Below are 19,791 nucleotides of genomic sequence, written 5' to 3'. Positions count from 1 at the left end.
TGGGCAAGGCTAGCCCGTGCCCGGGTGACCGTCGTGCCTACTTCTTCCTGCCCTTGTTGGACACCACGTGGAGGGTGTACTCCGCCGTCGCCGACGTCGTCCGGTCGTCACCGCCGTAGCTGACGGCGATGACCTTCTCACCGGTCCGCTGGAACTGGTCCAGCTTGAACACGGCCCGACCACGGTCGTCGATCCGCACCGTCTGGCGACCCTGTCCCGGGACGTCGATGGTGACCTTGCCGCCCGGGGTGAAGCCGTCGGCGCCGACCTTGACGACGAGCTGGGCCCGCGTCTTGTCGACCTTGACCTTCCCCGGGGTGTGCGAGACCGCCAGGACCGGCTCGGCCTTCGACACCTTCACCGACGTCGAGGCCCTCGAGTCGGCGACCTGGTCGTCGCCGGAGTAGCTGACGCGGATCGGCTTCGTCCCGGGCTTCGCGAACGGTCCGACGACGAACGACGCACCGCCGTCGACGAGCGACTTCGAGACCTGGTTGCCGTTCACCGTGAGGGTGACCGTGCCGGTCGGCGTGACGTCGTCCGCGGAGACGGACACACTCACCGTCGCCGTTCCCTTCGCCACCACGACCTGGCCGGGCTCGACCGTCACCGAGGTCGTCGACGGCGTCAGGCTCCCGTCGCCCTCGAACACCTCCACCTCGAGGCTGGCCCCCGACGGGTCGCTGTCCTCGTCTCCGAGGTACGACGCCGTCAGCGTGTGCGTGCCCACCGCGAGCGCCCCGGCCGGGATCGTGATCGTCGCGCTCGCCTGGGCCACCTGGGCGCGCTTGCCCGCGGCACCGGACAGCTGGCCGGTGCCGATCAGGGTGCCGCCCTCGCGCAGCTCGACGGTCCCGGTCACCGGAGGAGCTCCGGTCACCGTGATGGTGTACGACGCCGCGACCTCGATGTCGATGACGGACGGCCCGCTCACCGACGTGGTCGTCTCGGTGTCCTCGACCGGCGGGGCCGTGACGGTCACCGTGCAGGTCGTGGTCGACGAGGCGTGGCCCCCGTCACCGAGGTAGTCCACCGTCAGGGTGTGCGTGCCCACGACCAGCGCCGTGCCGTCGATCGCGATCGACGCGCTGCCACCGGTCAGGGTGCCGCTGCCGAGCAGGGTCGCGCCGGCGCGGACCTGGACCGCACCGGCAGCCGAGGCCGGCGTCACGGACACCTGAGCCGACCACCCGGTGCCGAAGGTGACCGCAGGACAGGTCGCCGCGACGGTCGTGGGAGACGGCGAGGAACCGGTGACCGTGACCGAGACCGTCGACGTGGAGGCCGCGTGGGTGGCGTCCCCGGCGTAGTTCACCGTCAGCGAGTGCGTACCGATCGGGAGCGCGTTGCCGGCGATCGAGACCGAGCCCGTCCCGCCACCGAGGGTCGCCGTACCGAGCGAGCTCGCGCCGTTCAGGACCTCGACCTGGCCCGTTGCGGTGGCCGGGGACACCGTCACCTGGGACGTCCACGACGTCCCGACCTGGAACGTGCCGCCGGTCCCGGAGACGGTCGTGCCGCGCTTGTTGACGGTCACGTCGAACGTGTCGCTGGAGGACTCGTGGCCGCCGTCACCGGCGTACGTCACCGTGAGGGTGTGGGTGCCCGGCTGCAGCGCCGTACCGCCGATCGCGACAGTGGCTCCGCCGTCGGTCAAGGTTGCGGTGCCCAGGGACGTCGCCCCGTCCAGCACCTCCACCTCGCCGGTGGCGGTGTCCGGGTCGACCGTGACCACGGCTCCCCAGCTCGTGCCGTACGTCGCCGGTCCCCCGGTGGCGGAGACCGAGGTCTCGGCCGCCACCACGGTGACCGTGGTCGTGGTCGAGCCGGACGCGGTCTCGCTGTCTCCGGAGTAGGCGATCGTCACGGTCTTGTCGCCGGCGGTCGAGAACGGTCCGACGCTGAGGGTCGCCGCCCCGCCGGCCAGGGTCGCCGAGTCGACCTCGACGCCGCCGACGGAGGCCGTCACGGTGCCGCTCGGGTCACCCGTGGCGGCCGAACCGACCGTCACGGTGATGTCGGACGTGCCGCTGTGAGCGGTGACCGACGCCGGGGTCGGCGTGGCCTCGATCGTGGCCGCGGCCTTCTCGACCGTGACCGTGACCGTGCCCTCCGAGCCGCTGTGGGTCGCGTCGCCGGAGTAGGCGAGCGTCAGCTCGTGGTCGCCCACCGACAGGCCGGCGGCGAACGGGATCGAGCCCGCGCCGTCGCTCAGCGTGGTCTGCCCGAGCTGGGTCTCACCGTCCAGGAGCGTGACGGTGCCCGTGGCCCCGGCAGGGTCGACGGCGACGGGGACGTTGCCGCCCGCGCCGTAGCCGACGGTCTGGTCGTCACCTGTCACCGTCGTGTCCGTGCGCCCGTCGCTGGTCTTCACGGGCACCTTGATCTCGGTGCCGGTGTTGTTGCCGACGAGGGTGAAGACGGTCGTGCCGTCCGGGACCTCCGGCACGGTGACGGTCACCGCCGCCTTGCCGAAGTTGTCGAACAGCTCGGTGCTGAGGTCGTTGTTGACGGTGAACGGACCGCCCACCGCGACATCGCCGAGCATCAACGTGACCTGGGTGTCCACGTCGTCGCCGACCCCGGTCATCGCCAGGGAGGAGGCGTTGAACGCCAAGGCGTCACCCGGCTCGTACACCGACGGCGCGCCACCCGGGAAGGCGATGCCCACCTGGTGCTGCCCGTAGTCGACCTCGAGAAGCTTCTCGCCGTGCTTGCCGAACGCGTCGAGGTACTCGACGACGGCCTGCAGGTCGGTGAACCCGGTGTCCTGGACGTTCTCGCCCTCGGCGAGCTCCCAGAAGTTGTCGCCGGCCCCGGCCAGGAAGGACGTCGCCGACACTCGGTACGTCGCCTCGCGGTCGAGCGGAGCGCCGTCGAGCCACATCCCGGTGATCCGCGAGCCCTCCGGCTTGGACGCGTCGAACGTCGACGTGAAGCCCGCGGACGTGCCCAGTCGCAGGAACGGACGCGACGGGATGTTGCCGTCGGCGTCGCGCTGCCACTGCTGCTCCAGGAGCTCCTCGATCTGGGCGCCCGTGAGGTCCATCGTCACCAGCGTGTTCGCGAACGGCTGGGTGTTCGCCGCCTGCCGGTAGGTCACCTCGCGCAGGTCGACGCCGTTGCCCAGCAGGTCGGCGCGCAGGCCGCCCGGGTTCATGAACCCGATGTCGGCGCCGGTCTTCCAGCGCTGCATCTCGGCGATCAGGTTGCCCAGCGTGGACTCGGCCCCGCGGCTCTCCGAGATCTGGCCGTCGTCCCCCGTGCGGCGCGCGCGCATGAACGGCCCGTCGGTGTCGCCGAGGACCTTCGCGCCCTCGGTCTCGGCGAACGCGACCGCGGCGTCCACGATGACCTGGGTGTCCGGGTCGGCGTCGTAGTCCTTGAGCTGGAGCACGGTCTGCCGGATGTTGACCAGGTCCCCGTCGCCGGGGGCGAACTCGAACTGCAGCCGGTTGAGGTTGGCGCCGTACTGGCCGGCCGAGACCACCGGACGCTCGGTGACAGCGCGGCCCTCGGTCTCCCAAGCCGGCACCGGCACCCGGTGGTTGTAGGCGAGGTGGGTGTGGCCGGAGACGATCGCGTCGACGTTCTCGTTGGCACCCGCCACGATCTTGCCGAATGTCGAGTCGTCGGTCACCGCGGCGTACGCCGTGCTGGCCGCGCCCTCGTGCACCAGCTCGATCACCAGGTCGGCCGAGACTCCCTCGTCACAGCCGTCCGGGCCCTTGAGCTCGTCGGCGTGCTCATTGACCGCGTCCACGATGCTCGTCACGACGATGTCCTCGATGGCCGACGCCGAGACGAGGGTGTCCAGGTCCTCGGTGACCGCCCCGACGAAGCCGACGACGCGGCCGTTCGGCAGGGTCTCGCACCAGGTCTCGGGCAGCGCCGGGTCGCCGGCCTCGTGCCCGTGCTCGGTGTCCTTGAACTCGACGTTCGCGCCGAGGTACTCCCAGCTCGTCAGCGGCATCACCCGGGTGACCAGGTCGTTGTACCCCTTGTCGAACTCGTGGTTGCCGACCGACGACACCTCGAGCCCTGCCTCGTTGAGCGAAGCGATGGTCGGCTCGTCGTTCTGGAGGAACGACTCGAACGTCGACGCGCCGATCAGGTCACCGGCCGCCGCGAAGATCGTGTTGGCGTTCTCGAGGCGCAGCTCCTTGACCGCTCCGGCCATCGAGGCGGCACCGGCCGCTGCGCTGCCGGGGTCGTCGACCAGCCGGCCGTGGAAGTCGTTGGTGGCCAGGATCTGCACGGTGTCGACGTCCGGGTCCGCCGTGAGCTCGCCGACGTCGATGCCGATGATCTCCGGGTTGTGGTCGGAGCTGCGGAACGGGTTGACCGAGTAGAGGTTGGTCGCGTTCGCGTTGAAGCGGCTGTACTCGTAGTACACCGACTCCCCCGCGTTGATGCTCCAGACGTCCTCACCCGTCACCATCCCGAGCGCGGCCGGGTTGGCGAAGACGTGGTCGAGCGAGCCCGCGAGGCCGCCGAAGCTGTAGGTCGTCTCCCCGTTGGTCGGCTGCAGGTTCTTGTACCCCGCTGCCTCGATCACCTGGACCGGGTCCTCCTCGGAGTAGGAGTTGAAGTCACCGGTGAAGAAGACCGGGGCGATGTTCTTGTCCGCGGAGACCTGGTTGGCGAAGGCCACCAGGGCAGCGGCCTGGCGCTTCCGGTCGCCGTTGTAGAAGCCCGCGCCGTCACCCTGGTCGACGTTGTCGCCGTTGACCGTCGCCGGAGCGGTCGGACCGCCCTTGGACTTGAAGTGGTTCACGATGACGATGAAGGCGTCCTCGCGGCCGCCGCCCAGCGGCTTGAACGACTGGGCGAGCGGCTCCCGCGCGTTGCGGAAGGGCGCGGAGTTGACCAGCACCTGCGACCGGCCGACGGTCTCGACCTTGCTCGGGTTGTAGATGAACGCCGAGCGGATCGCGTCCTGCTCGGCGACCGTCGGCAGCGCCTCCGGGCGCGGCGACACGACGTAGGCCCACCGGTCACCGACGTACGCCGGATGGTTCGTCGCCCAGTGCTCGTTCAGCTTGAGCACCAGCCGCTTCAGCGCGTCGTCGCGGTCCTTGTCGGCACCGTTGGGGCCGTCGATGGCCGCGTCGTAGAGCTTGATCGAGTTCTCGACCTCCTCCAGCGACATCACGTCGGCGTCGATGGCGTTGATCGCCTCGAGCTCCTTGGCCTCCTGCCGCAGGAAGTTCGCCTCGTTGGCGGCACCGCGCGGGCCGAGCAGCTGGACCTTCAGACCGGTCAGCGGATCGATCGCGTCCTGGATGCAGGTGTCGTTGCTGATCCGCGCCGCAGTTCCGGTCGCTGGCGGCACCGGTCCGCGGTCGGTGTAGAACGAGCAGCGACGCGGGTTGGTGAGGCTGAAGGCGGACGTGTCCGAGCCGGTCGCGTTTCCGTCGCTCGCCGCCCACGCCTCGCCGTAGGTGTTGAAGTAGTTGAGCATGTTGAACGTGGCGATCTTGAGGTCGCCGTCGTCGCCGAGCACGTCCGCCGGCGCGTCCGTCCGGGTGTTCTCGATGGCGACGCGGTCCTGGCCGTCCTCGCCTGCAGCGACCTTGGTCTGCGGCTGGAGGCGCCAGAAGTCGAAGTCGAAGCGCAGCACGACCGGCTTGGGGAAGGTCACCGGCGCACCCACCCGCACCGGATGGGTCGGAGTCAGCCACGGGAACGACTGGTCCTCGAACGTGTTGGAGGAGTAGTCGATGTCCGCACCGTCGTCGAGGATCAGCTGGTGCGCCAGGTTGTAGGCCTGCCGCGCGGCGAGACCGGTGGCGTCCGACTGGTCGATGGTCTCGGTCGGGATCATGAGCGGGATGTCGCTCTCGGCGGCCAGACCGATCTCACCCTGCATCGCGAAGCCGCGGCTGCCGCTCTGGGTGAACGGGCTGCCGTCGTACGAGTCGGTGACGGTGTAGTCGCCGGTGGGCTGGAACAGCTCGCCCTCGACCTCCTCACGCGCTTCCTCCAGGTCAGCACCCTTCAGACAGTCCGTGCCCGGCAGGGCGCAGTCGGTCCCTGGAACGACGTCGTTGGGGATCACAGCAGGCTGCGCCGTCGCCAGGACGGTGATGGTGTTGGCGGCGGTCGAGGCGTTGAGCTGGGTCGAACCGAAACGCTCCCCTGCCACGCCGCGCACCTCGACGGTCGCGCCGATCGCCGGTGCGGTCTTGCTTCCCGAGAACACGAAGATCGCGTCCGAGGCACCCGGGGTGTCGTAGTCGACTCCCTCCTCGCCGCCGGTCTGCAGGAAGAAGCCGGCGAGGTTGCCATCGCCGCTCGGGTACCGCGCCGTGACCACGCCCTGGGTGATGACCGTCTTGCCGTTCTCGGGCGTGGTGGCGCTGTTGCCCTGGATCTGGGCAATCGTTCGCTGCTGCGGCGCCGGATCCACGGTGATGGTGAACTCGACCGTCGAGGTGCCTGCCGTCGGCGTCGCGGAGTCGGTGACCGTCGCGGACACCGTCGAGGTGCCGACCACGGTCGGGGTGCCGCCGACCACGCCGTCGCTGGTCTCGGTGATGCCGGTGGGCAGGCTTGTGACGTTCCAGCTGTACGGCGGGGTGCCGCCGCTGGCCTGCAGCGTGATGTTTGGGATCGCAGTGTCGACGAAGGTTGTCATGTCGGCGGGATCGGTGGCTGCCAGCGGCACCGGGTCGCCGCCTTCGATGGTGCTCGAGTTCAGGGGGCTGGGCGTTTGCGCCGTGAAGTCGGCGGCGTTGTTGTTGCTGTCAGCGTGGTTGGTGCGGGAGTACGAATGCGCGACGTCGCTGCTCGCCGTGATCTTCGTGCCCTCGTAGGTGGCGCCGGTGCCGACCGCGTCGATGACACTCGGGTTGGTCGCCAGGTTGCCCGTCCCGGTGAAACCGCTGACCGTAGAGAGGATCATGACGCCGTTGAGGCCGGCGGTGCCGGAGACGTCGAACGTGAGCGTCTGGTCGGGCGCAGGGGTGAGGGGCTTCGGCGGCGTCGAGACGGCTCCAGCGCCCGCAACCAGGAAGTAGCCGTGCGCCGGAATGGTGCCCGTCAGTGCTTCGGACTTCACACCGCCATCGGTCGCATTCCTCTTGATGAGGTACAGCTGGGGGCTGGCCAGGTTGATCGCGGTGGAGGTCGGGTTGAAGAGCTCGACGTAGCGAGAGTCATACACCCGGCCGCCGGATCCGCCGCCGGCATACACCTCGTTGATGACCAGTCCGGTTCCGTCGGCGTTGGCCTGCGCCGGGGACGACGGGACGAGGAGCAGCGAGCTCGCGACGAGGGTGACGGCCGCGGCCGGACCCACCAGTCGCTTCCAGGAATTGCGCATGTCAGACGTCTCCAGGGCAGGGTTCGATGCGGGTTCGGGCTGGCGCCATCGAATCGCCCAAGGCGGAGGGCCAGGTCGCCGCTCGAGGCAGCGGGGCACTCCGGGGAAACCAAGCGCGATGCAAGATGCTCTCTCGGCCGAGATCCGAGATGCAGGGAACCTAACCCTGAAACGATCGTCTCAGGAAGAGAATCCGACAACATCGTGTAACAACTCGGCGAATATTTCGGCTCGGGGCTCAAGTCAGCGGCGGGGCCTGCCGATGGACAGGCCCCGCCGCAGACGGTCGATCGCTAGGTCAGAACAGCTTGATCACCCGGACCGCGGCCGTGGTGCTCGACGGCTCCGTCGCCTCGTCCCCGGCGTAGGCGACCTGGACCTGGTAGGTGCCAGCAGTGCGGAACGTGCCGAGGTTGACCGCGGCGTAGCCCTGCCGCAGCGCGACGACGCGCGACTTGCCGTCCCACGTCACCGTGACGCTCCCCGTCGGCGTGACGTCGCCCTCGGCCTGGACCTGCACGACGAGCAGCACGGGCAGGATCTTGGCGAGCGTCACCGGCGGCAGCGCGTAGGCGGTGACGCTCGACGCGGCCTTGGCGGGCGTGCCGGCGTCCACCCCGACGATCACGGGGTCGTGGTCCGACGAGCGGTAGGGACCCTCTTGGTAGAAGTCGGTCGCGTGGTAGTTGAAGCGGCTGTACTCCATCGCCACGGACTCGACCGCGTTGATGTTCCAGACGTCGGCGCCGGTGAACCGCTCCAACGCCGAGGCGTTCGCCAGGACGTGGTCGAGCGAGCCGGACAGGCCGGAGAACGAGTAGGAGTACTCGTCGTTGCCCGAGGCGACCTCGAGGTTGGTGTAGCCCTCGTCGTACAGGAGCCGCATCGGGTCCTCCTGGGCGTAGGAGTTGAAGTCGCCCATCAGGAAGACGTCCTCGACGTCACCCTGGATCGTCGGGACCCAGTCGGCCAGCGCCTGCGCCTGCCGCGTGCGCGACTCGTTCGACGTGCCCTGACCATCACCGGCGTCGACGTCGCCCGGCCAGGGGCCGACCGAGCCCTTCGACTTGAAGTGGTTGACGACGACGAGGAACGGGTCACCACCGTCCCGCGGGCTGAAGGCCTGGGCGATCGGCTCCCGCGCGTTGCCGAAGGCCTGGTCGTCGCCGCTCTGCGAGCCGAGCGCACGCGCCTCGCCGACCCGCTCGACCGCGGCCGGCTTGTAGATGATCGCGTTGGTGATCACGTCCATGCCGTCCGCGGGCAGCTCGGACGACGACGGGTTCGCCGCCCAGGTGCCGGCACCCGCCTCGGCGTTGAGGGCCGCGACGAGCGCGTTGACGGCCTCGTCGGGAGCCTCGCCGAGCTGGCGCGAGTTCTCGATCTCCATCAGGCCGACCACGTCGGCACCGAGCGCATTGATCGCGTCGACGATCTTGGCCTGCTGGCGGGCGAGGTCCTGCGGGTCCCAGGCACCCCGGAAGTCACACCCGTCCCGGACCGTGTTGCCGTCGTCGTCACGGTCGTAGAACGCCAGGCAGCCGCCGTCCGGGACGTTGTCGTCGTCGGGGTCGCCGAGGCTGGTGAAGTAGTTGAGCACGTTGAACGACGCGATCCGGACCACCGGGTCACCCTCGGCCGAGATCAGGTCCTCGTCGGGGGTCGCCGTGCGCGTGTTCTCGAACGTCGCCGGAGCAGCCGCGTTGTCCGGCCCGACGACCTGCTCCACCGGCTGGAACCGGTAGGTCGGGGCGCTCGGGCTACCACCCTCGGTCAGGATCACCGGGTCCTGGAAGGTGCCCGTGGCTCCCACCCGGACCGGGTCCTCGTTCGAGATGTACGGCGGGGTCAGGTGGCCGTTGAAGAGGCACGGCGCCGGCCGCGGGCTGCACGTGGTGGCGCTGCTCGACGAGGCGATGAAGTTGGTCGAGGAGCCGTCGTCGAGCGTGATCGCGCGCGCCAGGTTGTCCGCCGCCTGGGCCGCGGCCTCGGGCGAGCCCGGCGCGCCGACCTGCGTCGGCTGGATCAGCGGCTGGTCCCCCACGGCCAGCCCGAGCTCGCCGTACTGGTTGGTCGCGAAGTTGTTCGACACCGTGAACTCGCCCTGGGGCGCGAACAGCATGCCCTCGAGGCTCTCCTTCTCGGCGTCGGTGTCCGGCCAGGCGGTCACCGCCGGGGTCGGCGCCGCCACCGCCTCGCCCAGCTCCACGATGCTGCCGGCGTTCGGGATCGTGATCTGCGTGGCGCCGGCGAACTCGCTGACGGCGCCGGTGACCTGCACGTGGTCACCTCGGGCGACGGTCACCGGGATCGTGCCCTGGTAGACGAAGATGCCGTCGGACGCCGTGTGGGTCGCCAGGTCGACCGCCCCGCCGGTCCCGGGGGTCTGGAGGTAGAACCCGTTCAGGCCGCCGGCGGGGTACGCCGCCGTCACGACGCCGCTGGTCCGCTGGGTGCCGGTCAGGGCCGCGGTCTCACCGGTTCCTTGGATCTCGGCGATCGGCACGGTCTCCAGCGCGGTGACGGCGAACGCGAACTCGGCTGCGGCCGAGTCGCCCGCAGCGTCCGTGACGGTCGCCGTGACGGCGTAGTCGCCCGCAGTCGTGGGCGTGCCCGACACGACGCCGTCCTCGCCCACCTCGATGCCGGGCGGCACTCCGGTGGCCGACCATGTGTAGGGAGCCTCGCCGCCGGTCGCCGCCAGCGTGAATCCGGTGATCGGCTCGCCCACGAGGCCGGTCTTGTCGCCGGGGTCCGCGGCGCCGAGCTCGGCCGGCTCGCCATCGTCGGTGTAGCCGTTCGGCACGCCCTTGGTGTTCGCGGCGGGAGCCGCCCACGTGTCGTCGGCGCCGCGCTGCAGCGACTGGCCGACGGGGGTGGTGTCGGGCTCCAGCACCCCGATGTCGGTGGCCGTCTGGCCACTCGCGGGACCGTTCGTCGCAGTCAGGGGGCCTTCGTAGGAGAGGAACTCCACCACGGTGCCGTTGTTCACCAGGGCCAGCCCGTCCGGCGCGCCGTTCTGGATCCCGTTCGCCGGGTAGTCCACGACCGCGGTGCCCCAGCCGTCCTGCTGATCCGCGACCACGCCCGCGAGGGCGTCGGTGTCGTACGACGCACCGGTGGCGCCGTTGTAGAGCACCACCTGGTAGCCCGTGAGGTCGGTGCCGGCCGGCGCCGTCACCTCGACGAACTCGCCGCTGTCGGTGCTGACGTTGTCGTAGTGCAGCTCGCTGATGAACACGCCCGTGGCGGCGTTCGCAGGAGCGGGCGGAGCGAGGGCGAGGCCTGTGACCGCCACGGCGAGACCGGCGAGAGTCGCCAGCACCCGTCGCGACGCCCGAGAAGACGTGGACATGGTGGAGTCCTTCCGAGAATGCAGTTGTGGGGGGAACCGCGTCGGGGCCCGCCTTGCGGCGGGCCCCGACGTGGGTGCTACTTCTTGACGACCTTGATCGTCACCGAAGTGCTTGACGGCTCGGTCTCAGCGTTGCCGAGGTACTTCACCTTCACCGTCTTCTTCCCGGTGCTGGTGAACTTCTTCAACGTCACGCTCGCCTTGCCGTTCGCCAGCGTGGCCTTGTAGGTGTTGCCACCCACGCTGATCTCGACCTTGCCGGCCGCGGGCTCACCGGCCGCCTTCACCGTGACCTTGACGGTCGCCTTCGTCTTGTTGACGACCACCTTGTCCGGGCTGACGGTCGCCGTCGTCTTCGACGTCGCGCTCGCAGCACCGACCGTGAACGGCACGGTGACGACCGTGCCCGTCGTCGCACCGGTGAGGGTCAGGGTGTGCTCCCCCACCGCCAGGTCGTCCGGCAGCGCGACGCTGACCGAGGCGGTGCCGGACTCGTCGTACGGCGTTCCCTCCGCGACCGTGTTGTCCACCGGCGTGGTGCCGACGTCCGTGCCGTCGAGCTCGATGGCCAGCTCGGTGTCCTGGTCGTCGCCCGCACCGGTCATCGCCAGGGACGACACGTCGAAGGCCAGCGTCGATCCCGGCGCGTACGTGGCCGGCGCACCCGTCGGGAACTCGACCCCGACGGCGTGCTGCGCGAAGTCGACGGGCAGCGGAGACGTCTCGGTGCCGAACTCCGCGAGGTAGTCGACCATCGCCTCGAGGTCGATCTTGCCGGTGTCGCGGCGACCGGTCCCGTTGGCGAACTCGAAGAAGTTGTCGCCGCCGGTGGAGAGGAACGAGTTGACCGTGACCGAGTAGGACTCGGTCGGCGAGATCGGCTCATCGTCGAGCCACATCCCGGTGACCTTCTTCGCGGTGGGGTCGTACGTGTACCGGAAGCCGGCGGAGGTGCCCAGTCGCAGGAACGGGCGGGAGGAGCCCTCCGGCTGCCACTGCTGCTCGAGCACGGTCTGGATCTGCGCACCCGTCAGCTGCATGTTGACCAGCGTGTTGGCGAACGGCTGGACGTCGGCCGCCTGCTTGTAGGTGAGGTCGGAGGGGTAGCTCTCCGGCGTGCTGCCCACCATGTCCTTGCGGAGACCGCCGGGGTTCATGAAGGCGATCTGCGCCCCGCCTGCGGTCTCCGACTCGGTCGCCCAGCGCTGGACCTCGGCGACCAGGTTCCCCAGGGTGGACTCGCCGCCCCGGTTCTCCTCGCTGCCGCCGCCGACCTTGCCGCGCGCGGCGCGCTTGAAGCCGTCAGCGATCTCGCCGAGCTTGGCGGCGCCCTTGACCTCGGCGTCCGCGACGGCGGCGTCGACGATGGGCTTGACCGTCGCATCGGCCGGGTAGACCGGCGCGAAGACCGCGCTCGAGGTGCCGCACGCCGAGACGCACTCGGTCAGCGACACCAGGTTCTGGGAGATGTTGAGGATCTTGTTGTCGTCGGGCGAGATCGTGAACCCGAGCCGGTTCAGGTTGTAGCCGTACTGCCCGGCGGAGACCACGGGGCGCTCCTTGACCGGGTGGTTCGCGTCGCCCTGCCAGGCGGCGACCGGGAACTTGCAGTTGTAGGCCAGGTGCGTGTGCCCGGACACGATCGCGTCGACGTTGGCGTTGGCGCCGGTCACGATGCTGCCGAAGTCGGAGGTCGGGTCGTCGTCCATCGTGTCGCAGTTGGTCGAGGGCGCACCCTCGTGGACCAGCATCACGACCGCGTCGACTCCGTCGGCCTTGAGCGCGTCGGCCTCGGTGTTGACCGAGTCGACGATGTCGGTGACCTCGATGTCCTCGATCCCGGCCGGCGTGACCAGCTCGGGGAGGTGCTCGGTGACCGCGCCCACGAAGCCCACCTTGACCTCGTTGGCCGCGCCCTCGTTGAAGGTCCGCACGAAGGTCGGCTCGAGAGCGGGGTCCGTGGTGTCCTTCATGACGACGTTCGCCGCGATGTACTCCCACTCGGCGCCGCCGAAGGGGTTCGTGGTGGCGTCGTAGGGCGCCATGACGCGGTTGACGAGGTCGTCGTACCCCTTGTCGAACTCGTGGTTGCCCGCAGCGGACACCTCGAGGCCGGCTGCGTTCAGGGCGTCGATCGTCGGCTTGTCCTGGTTGATGAACGACTCGAAGGTCGAGGCGCCGATCAGGTCACCGGCCGCCGCGAACACGGTGTTCGGCCAGGTCTCCCTCATCTGGTTCACCGCGCCGGCCATCACGGCCGCTCCGGCCTCGACGCCGTTCGACTTGATGCGGCCGTGGAAGTCGTTGGTGGCGACGACGTTGACGTAGACGTTGGGTGTCGCCGACTGCGCCGGGGCGCCGATCAGCGTGGTGGACGTCGCGACGACGGCGAGCCCGGTGGTGGCGACGAGGGAGCGTACGCCCCTACGTGCCCGAGAGATGGGAGGCACTGGAAGACCTTTCGGCGAAACGAGCAACGGTCGCCAAAACCTAACCCCGAAACAGCCGTCTCAGGCAAGAGCTTCGCTGAACCAGATGTTGCGACCGCCCAGACTTTTGCCGAACGATCAGGAACGCAGGGCCTTGCGCTGCTTCCAGACGTCGCGGAAGAACTCGTAGCCGGACCACAGTGTGAGCGCGACCGCGATCGCCAGGCACGCCTGCGCGAGGTAGAACACGACCTCCCCCGGCGTCTGCAGCCAGTCGGCGAGGTCCGGGTCGCGCAGCGGCAGGCACAGCGTCGCCAGGGCGATGGCCTGGAAGGTCGTCTTGAGCTTGCCGAGGTCCTTGGCCGCGATCACGACCTTCTTGAGCACCGACAGCCGGAGCAGCGTGACGCTCCACTCGCGCAGCAGCACCACGATCGTGACCCACCACCAGATGTCGCCGACGATCGAGAGGCCGATGAAGGCCATGCCGGTGACCGCCTTGTCGGCGATCGGGTCGGCGATCTTGCCGAAGTTCGTGATCAGGTTGTGCTTGCGCGCGAGGTCGCCGTCGATCTTGTCGGTGATCATCGCGGCCACGAAGATCGCGAACGAGACGCAGCGCCAGGTGATCGACTCGCCGCCGTCGATGAGCAGCGCCCACGCGAAGAACGGCACCGACGCGATGCGCAGCGTGGTGAGGACGTTCGGGACGTTCCAGTTGCTGGGCTTCGTCTCGACGGTGTCCATCACAGCTCCCGAGCGTAGAGGTCCGCGCCCTCGGCATCGACGACCGCCGCACGGACGAGATCACCGACCCGGGCGTCCGAGTCCACGAGGTACGTCGAGCCGTCGACCTCCGGGCCCTGGTGGGCAGCGCGGCCCTCGACCTCACCGTCCTCGACCCGCTCGACCAGGACGTCGACGTGCTCACCGACCCGCTCGAGCGCGCGCTGGGACGTCAGCTCCTCCACCAGCGCGGACACGTGCTCGGCGCGCGCCCGCACCTCGTCCTCGTCCAGCTTGCCGTCGTACGTCGCCGCCTCGGTGCCGTCCTCGTCGGAGTAGCCGAACACGCCGGTCACGTCGAGCCGCGCCGCGACCAGGAAGTCACACAGGGTCTCGAGGTCCTGCTCGGTCTCCCCCGGGAACCCGACGATCACGTTGCTGCGCACGCCGGCGGCGGGCGCGAAGCCGCGGATCTGCTCGAGCAGCGCCAGGAAGCTCTCGGGGTCGCCGAAGCGGCGCATCCGGCGCAGCAGCGGCCCGCTGGCGTGCTGGAAGGAGAGGTCGAAGTACGGCGTGACGCCGGGGGTGCTCGCGATCGCCTCCACCAGGCCGGGCCGGGTCTCGGCGGGCTGCAGGTAGGAGACCCGGACCCGCTCGACGCCGTCGACGGCGACCAGCTCGGGCAGCATCGTCTCCAGCAGGCGCAGGTCACCGAGGTCCTTGCCGTACGACGTGGAGTTCTCGCTCACGAGGAACAGCTCACGCACCCCCTGGGTGCCCAGCCACTGGGCCTCCTGCAGCACGTCGCTCGGGCGGCGGCTGACGAACGAGCCGCGGAAGGCCGGGATCGCGCAGAACGAGCAGCGCCGGTCGCAGCCGCTGGCCAGCTTCAGCGAGGCGGTCGGGCCGGAGTCGAGCCGGCGGCGCAGCGACGCCGGGCCGGACGCGTGCCCGGGCACGGCGGCGGTCGACAGCGACCGCTCGACCGGCGAGATCGGGAGCAGCCGGCGGCGGTCCTGAGGGGTGTGCGCCTCGTGGGTCTCGCCCGCGATGATCGAGCGCAGCCGGGCCGAGATGTCCGGGTAGTCGTCGAAGCCGAGCACCGCATCGGCCTCGGGCAGCGACTCCGCGAGCTCCTTGCCGTACCGCTCGGCCATGCAGCCGACCGCGACGACGGCCTGGGTGCGACCAGTGTCCTTGAGGTCGGCGGCCGCGAGCAGCGTGTCGACGGAGTCCTTCTTGGCCGACTCGACGAACCCGCAGGTGTTGACCACCACGGTGTCGGCGTCGGCCGGGTCGTCGACGAGGAGGAAGCCGTCCGCCTCGAGCCGGCCGGCGAGCTCCTCGGAGTCGACCTCGTTGCGGGCACATCCGAGGGTGACCATGGCCACCGACAGCAGGTTCTGGGAAGTCATAACCGATCGAGTATCCCAACCCACCCTGCGCTGGGCCTAAACGGCTACTCCGGGCCGGCGAACGTGTTCGACGCCGGCTGGCCCTCGGTGCCGAGCGGACCCTGGTCCTTGCCGTCGATCGTCACGCCGAGCGAGCCGTCCGACGACTGCACCTGCACCGGCGGCGTCGCCTTGATGGTGCGGGTGTCGCCGTACGCCAGGTCGCCGTTGAACACGACCTGGCCGGTGCCGTCGTGGACCACCACGTGCGCGCCACCGGTGGACGCGTCGAGCAGCACCGGGACCGGCGGGCCGAGCTTGGCCGGGCTGGACGGCGAGCCGTTGAGCACCGGGCGCTCGTCGAGCTGGATCGGGCTGTCCATGATCAGCCGGGCGATCGACCAGGCGAGCACGACAGCCATCACGGCTGCGACCAGCACCGACCAGTTCGGGCCGCCGCGGGTGCCGCGGATCGGACCGTCGGCGTGGGTCGCGAGCTCGGCCTCGAACACCCGACGGGCGTCGATGGGGGCGTCGGCGTACAGCTCGTCGTACGACGCCAGCAGCGGCGCGGCGTCCACGCCGACCACGCGGGCGAGGGTGCGCAGGTGGCCGCGGGCGTAGAAGTCACCGCCGCAGGGCGCGAAGTCGTCGGCCTCGATCGACTCGATGACGTGCGGCCGGATCCGGGTGCGCTCGGCCAGCTGGTCGACGGTGAGGTTCAGGCGGACGCGGGCCGCGGCCAGCTCGGAGCCGATCACCGGGTCCGCCACCGGCTGGACGAGCAGGTCCTCGTCGGCCGACCAGCGCAGCTCGCTCGCCTCGGGCAGCTCCGGCCTGATCTCGGCCTCGGCGTCCGCGTGGTCGAGGGCGTACGCCGCCGCCCCGTCGAACCGGACCTCGGCGCGGGTGCCGGTCACCGGCTCGCGCAGCGGGAGCGGCGTCGCGGAGGCGACGATCGGGAGCGCCTGCGTCGGCTCGGGCTCGTCGTGCTCGCTCTCCAGCACCGGCTCGTCGGCACGGTGCCGCAGGGTCAGGCGGTCGGCGAGGAAGCCGATCCCCCGGGCCAGCGTGGGGCGGGGGTCGTGCAGCACCGGGTGCTCCGAGGCGTCCCCGTCCTGCTCCTGCTCCCAGGACTGGTCCTCGTGCTCGTGGTGCTCGTCGTACTCGTCGGCGTACTCATCGGCGGCCTCGTCGTGCTCTGCGACGATCTCCACGACCCGGCCGGGCTCGCCGGCCAGGTCCTCGAGCGCGGCGGTCAGGTCACCGTCCGCGCCGACCACCCGGGTGGCCAGCGACAGCCGCACCGAGCGGACCTCGGCGTCCTCGTCGACCGGTACGAGCGTCACGCGGCCGTCGCGGAGCAGTCCGTGGCGCGGCTCGTGCTCGACGCACTCGATCTCGCGCCAGGGCAGGCCGTGCCAGGTCCGGCCGCTGCGCAGCCGGACCCCGTGCTCGTCCACGACGAGCAGCGGCACCCGCGCGTCGACGAGTGACTGGAGGTGGGCGGCCGCGATGGCGCCCGTCACGAGCACCAACGCCCACTCCAGCCACCCGCCGTCGCCGATCGCGCGCGCGAGGTACGCGATCGAGACGATCGAGGCGACGCCGCCGACAGCCGCCGCCAGGCGGGCGTCGGTGCGGATCTCGACCGACCCGAGCTCGTGGGTGGTCTCCTGCACGTCTGCACTGAGGTTGCTCACATCTCCCCCTGGAGGGTTGCGATCACGGCATCGATCTCGTCGGGCTTGACCAGGACGTCGCGTGCCTTGGACCCCTCGCTCGGCCCGACGACGCCGCGGCTCTCGAGGATGTCCATCAGCCGTCCGGCCTTCGCGAAGCCGACCCGGAGCTTGCGCTGCAGCATCGAGGTCGAGCCGAACTGCGTGGACACCACGAGCTCGACGGCCTGGATGACCAGGTCCATGTCGTCGCCGATGTCGTCGTCCAGCTCGCGCTTGGCGGCCGCCGGTGCGGTGACGTCCTCGCGGTACGTCGGCTCCAGCTGCCCCTTGCAGTGCTTGACCACCGTGGCGATCTCGGCCTCGGTGACCCAGGAGCCCTGGATACGCGCGGGCTTCGAGGCACCCATCGGCAGGAACAGCCCGTCACCCTGGCCGACCAGCTTCTCCGCACCCGGCTGGTCGAGGATGACCCGGCTGTCGGCGAGGCTCGAGGTCGCGAACGCCAGCCGCGACGGCACGTTGGCCTTGATCAGGCCGGTGACGACGTCGACCGACGGACGCTGGGTCGCGAGCACCAGGTGGATGCCCGCGGCCCGGGCCAGCTGGGTGATCCGGACGACCGCGTCCTCGACGTCGCGCGGGGCGACCATCATCAGGTCGGCGAGCTCGTCGACGATCACCAGCAGGTACGGGTACGGCGTGAGCTCGCGCTCGCTGCCCGGTGGCACCTGCACCTTGCCGGCGCGCACCGCCTTGTTGAAGTCGTCGACGTGGCGGAAGCCGAAGTTCGCGAGGTCGTCGTAGCGCAGGTCCATCTCGCGCACGACCCACGCCAGCGCCTCGGCGGCCTTCTTCGGGTTCGTGATGATCGGGGTGATCAGGTGCGGGACGCCCTCGTAGGCGTTCAGCTCGACCCGCTTGGGGTCGACCATGATCATCCGCACCTCGTCGGGCGTGGAGCGCATCAGGATCGACGTGATCATCGAGTTGATGAACGACGACTTTCCGGAGCCGGTCGCGCCCGCGACCAGCAGGTGCGGCATCTTCGCGAGGTTGGCGACCACGAAGCCGCCCTCCACGTCCTTGCCGAGCCCGGCCACCATCGGGTGGTGGTCGGAGCGCGCGGTGTTCGACCGGAGCACGTCGCCGAGGGAGACGATCTCCTTGTCCAGGTTGGGGATCTCGATGCCGATCGCGGACTTGCCGGGGATCGGGCTGAGGATCCGGACGTCGGCCGAGGCGACGGCGTACGCGATGTTCTTCGACAGCGCGGTGACCTTCTCGACCTTGACCGCCGGCCCGAGCTCGACCTCGTAGCGGGTGACCGTCGGGCCGCGGGTGTAGCCCGTGACCTGCGCGTCGATGCCGAACTCCTCCATCACCTGGGTGAGTCGCTCGACCACGTCGTCGCTGGCCTTCGAGCGGGCCTTGTGCGGCGAGCCGGGCTTGAGGGTCTCGTTCGGCGGCAGGGAGTACGCGACGTCGCCGGACAGCGCGAGCTGCTCGACGCGCGGCGGGAGCGGGGTGTGCGGCGGCGGCTCGAGCTCGACCTTCTCCTCGACGACCTCCGCCACGACCGGAGCGGCGACCTCGGTCGGGGCGTCGGGCGCGAAGATGTCGAGGCCGTCGTCGGTGGTCTCGAGACGCTTCTTGCGCTTGCGCAGCTCACGGTCGGCGAGGACCGGGCTGTCGTACGCCGGGTCGCCCATCTCGGGATCGATGTCGTCAGGGTTGACCGTCTTGCGCTTGCGGCTGCTCTTGACCGCCGGGATCGCCTGCGTGGCGTCCGGGTCCTCGTCCTCGTCGTCGTGGCCGCGGGTCAGTCCGAGCTTCTCCGGCACCTGGTAGAGCGGCGTACCGGTGATGATGAGGACGCCGAAGAACGAGAGCAGCGTGAGCAGCGGGACCACGACCCACGGCGACCGGAGCAGGTCGAGCAGCAGGCTGGCGACGACGTAGCCGATCGCACCGCCGGCGGTGCGCAGGTCGGTGGTGTCCCCCAGCACCGGTTGCGGGTTGTCCGCCGCGATCTGCACGAGGCCGAGCAGGCCGAACGAGAGCGATGCCCAGCCGACGACCTGGCGACCGGCCGGCCCGGCGTTCTCGGGGTTGCGCATGGTGCGCCAGCCGACGTACACGAGCGCCAGCGGCACGAGGAAGCCGACCTTGCCGACCGAGCCCTCGACGACCGTGCGGGCGGCGTCCATGACGGCGCCCGGCAGCTGCCACCAGACCGCGGCGGCCACGATGATCGCGCCGCCGATGAGGAACAGCCCGGCGCCGTCGCGGCGGTGCTCGGGCTCGAGCTCCTCCGCGGAGTGACCGATGCCGCGCGCCAGGGCGCCGAGGCCGTGCGCGATGCCGAGCCAGATCGCGGACACGCCGCGCCACAGCGCGGCGAAGGTGCGCGCGATCGGCCCGGGGCCGTTGCGCACCGCGCGCGGAGCGGGCCGGCGGGCGGCCGGCTTGCGCGCTGCGGGCTTGCGCTTGGTGGTCGACTTCTTCGGGGCAGGCTTGCGCCGGGGGCTGGTACTCCGGGATCGGGTGCTCGAGCTCGCCCTGGATGTGCTCCGTGACGTGCTCTTGCTCCGCGACCCCGGCGGGGAAGACGTACGGGTCGCCATGCTGTCCACCCTAGGCGTCGGTCACTCCCGTCACACGCATCACAGGAGTGCGTGTCTCGGCGCGTGTCTCCCCGCGTCCCCCCGGGCGTGGCCCGGCCACCCTTCCGGATGAAAGACCTGCGGAGGGCCGTGCGGAGGGTTCCGCGAATTCTCCCGCGTCTCTGGACCTGGACCGCGATGTGTTCCTAGGGTGCCCGAGATGGCCTCGCTTCTCGTGGACGGGCCGCACCGATCTCGGAGGAATAGTGAAA

The 19,791-nt window shown here is 70.3% G+C and carries 7 protein-coding genes; all 7 read right to left on the bottom strand.

Annotation, left to right across the window (positions count from 1 at the left end):
• Positions 1–37: 37 nt before the first annotated feature.
• The 7 genes from MJ604_RS17265 to MJ604_RS17235 all read right to left on the bottom strand — a co-directional run bounded on the left by MJ604_RS17265 (position 38) and on the right by MJ604_RS17235 (position 19,540).
• Complete coding sequence (locus MJ604_RS17265; protein WP_243059751.1) at positions 38–7,327, bottom strand: ExeM/NucH family extracellular endonuclease; 7,290 nt, start codon at positions 7,325–7,327, stop codon at positions 38–40.
• 298 nt (positions 7,328–7,625) lie between these two features.
• Positions 7,626–10,682, bottom strand: coding sequence for an ExeM/NucH family extracellular endonuclease (locus MJ604_RS17260; protein ID WP_279236197.1), 3,057 nt, complete (start codon positions 10,680–10,682; stop codon positions 7,626–7,628).
• 77 nt (positions 10,683–10,759) lie between these two features.
• Positions 10,760–13,132, bottom strand: coding sequence for a 5'-nucleotidase C-terminal domain-containing protein (locus MJ604_RS17255; RefSeq protein ID WP_243059750.1), 2,373 nt, complete (start codon positions 13,130–13,132; stop codon positions 10,760–10,762).
• Positions 13,133–13,249: 117 nt separating this feature from the next.
• Positions 13,250–13,858 carry a CDP-diacylglycerol--glycerol-3-phosphate 3-phosphatidyltransferase gene (pgsA, locus tag MJ604_RS17250; RefSeq protein WP_243059990.1) on the bottom strand — a complete coding sequence of 203 codons (609 nt, stop codon included), beginning with the start codon at positions 13,856–13,858 and terminating at the stop codon, positions 13,250–13,252.
• Positions 13,858–15,252, bottom strand: a complete 1,395-nt coding sequence (gene rimO, locus MJ604_RS17245) for a 30S ribosomal protein S12 methylthiotransferase RimO (RefSeq protein ID WP_243059748.1) — start codon at positions 15,250–15,252, stop codon at positions 13,858–13,860. Before rimO ends, pgsA begins: the two co-directional genes overlap by 1 nt.
• Before the next feature lie 44 nt (positions 15,253–15,296).
• Positions 15,297–16,934 (bottom strand): helix-turn-helix domain-containing protein, encoded by a 1,638-nt coding sequence (locus tag MJ604_RS17240; RefSeq protein WP_243059747.1) that lies wholly within the window; start codon positions 16,932–16,934, stop codon positions 15,297–15,299.
• Positions 16,931–19,540 (bottom strand): DNA translocase FtsK, encoded by a 2,610-nt coding sequence (locus MJ604_RS17235; protein ID WP_243059745.1) that lies wholly within the window; start codon positions 19,538–19,540, stop codon positions 16,931–16,933. Before MJ604_RS17235 ends, MJ604_RS17240 begins: the two co-directional genes overlap by 4 nt.
• Between the last annotated feature and the right edge of the window lie 251 nt (positions 19,541–19,791).

The organism is Nocardioides sp. SR21, assembly GCF_022761125.1.
Classification (GTDB): domain Bacteria; phylum Actinomycetota; class Actinomycetes; order Propionibacteriales; family Nocardioidaceae; genus Nocardioides.
The sequence above is the reverse complement of the archived record's forward strand: the minus strand, read 5'-3'. Positions and strand labels throughout refer to the sequence as shown.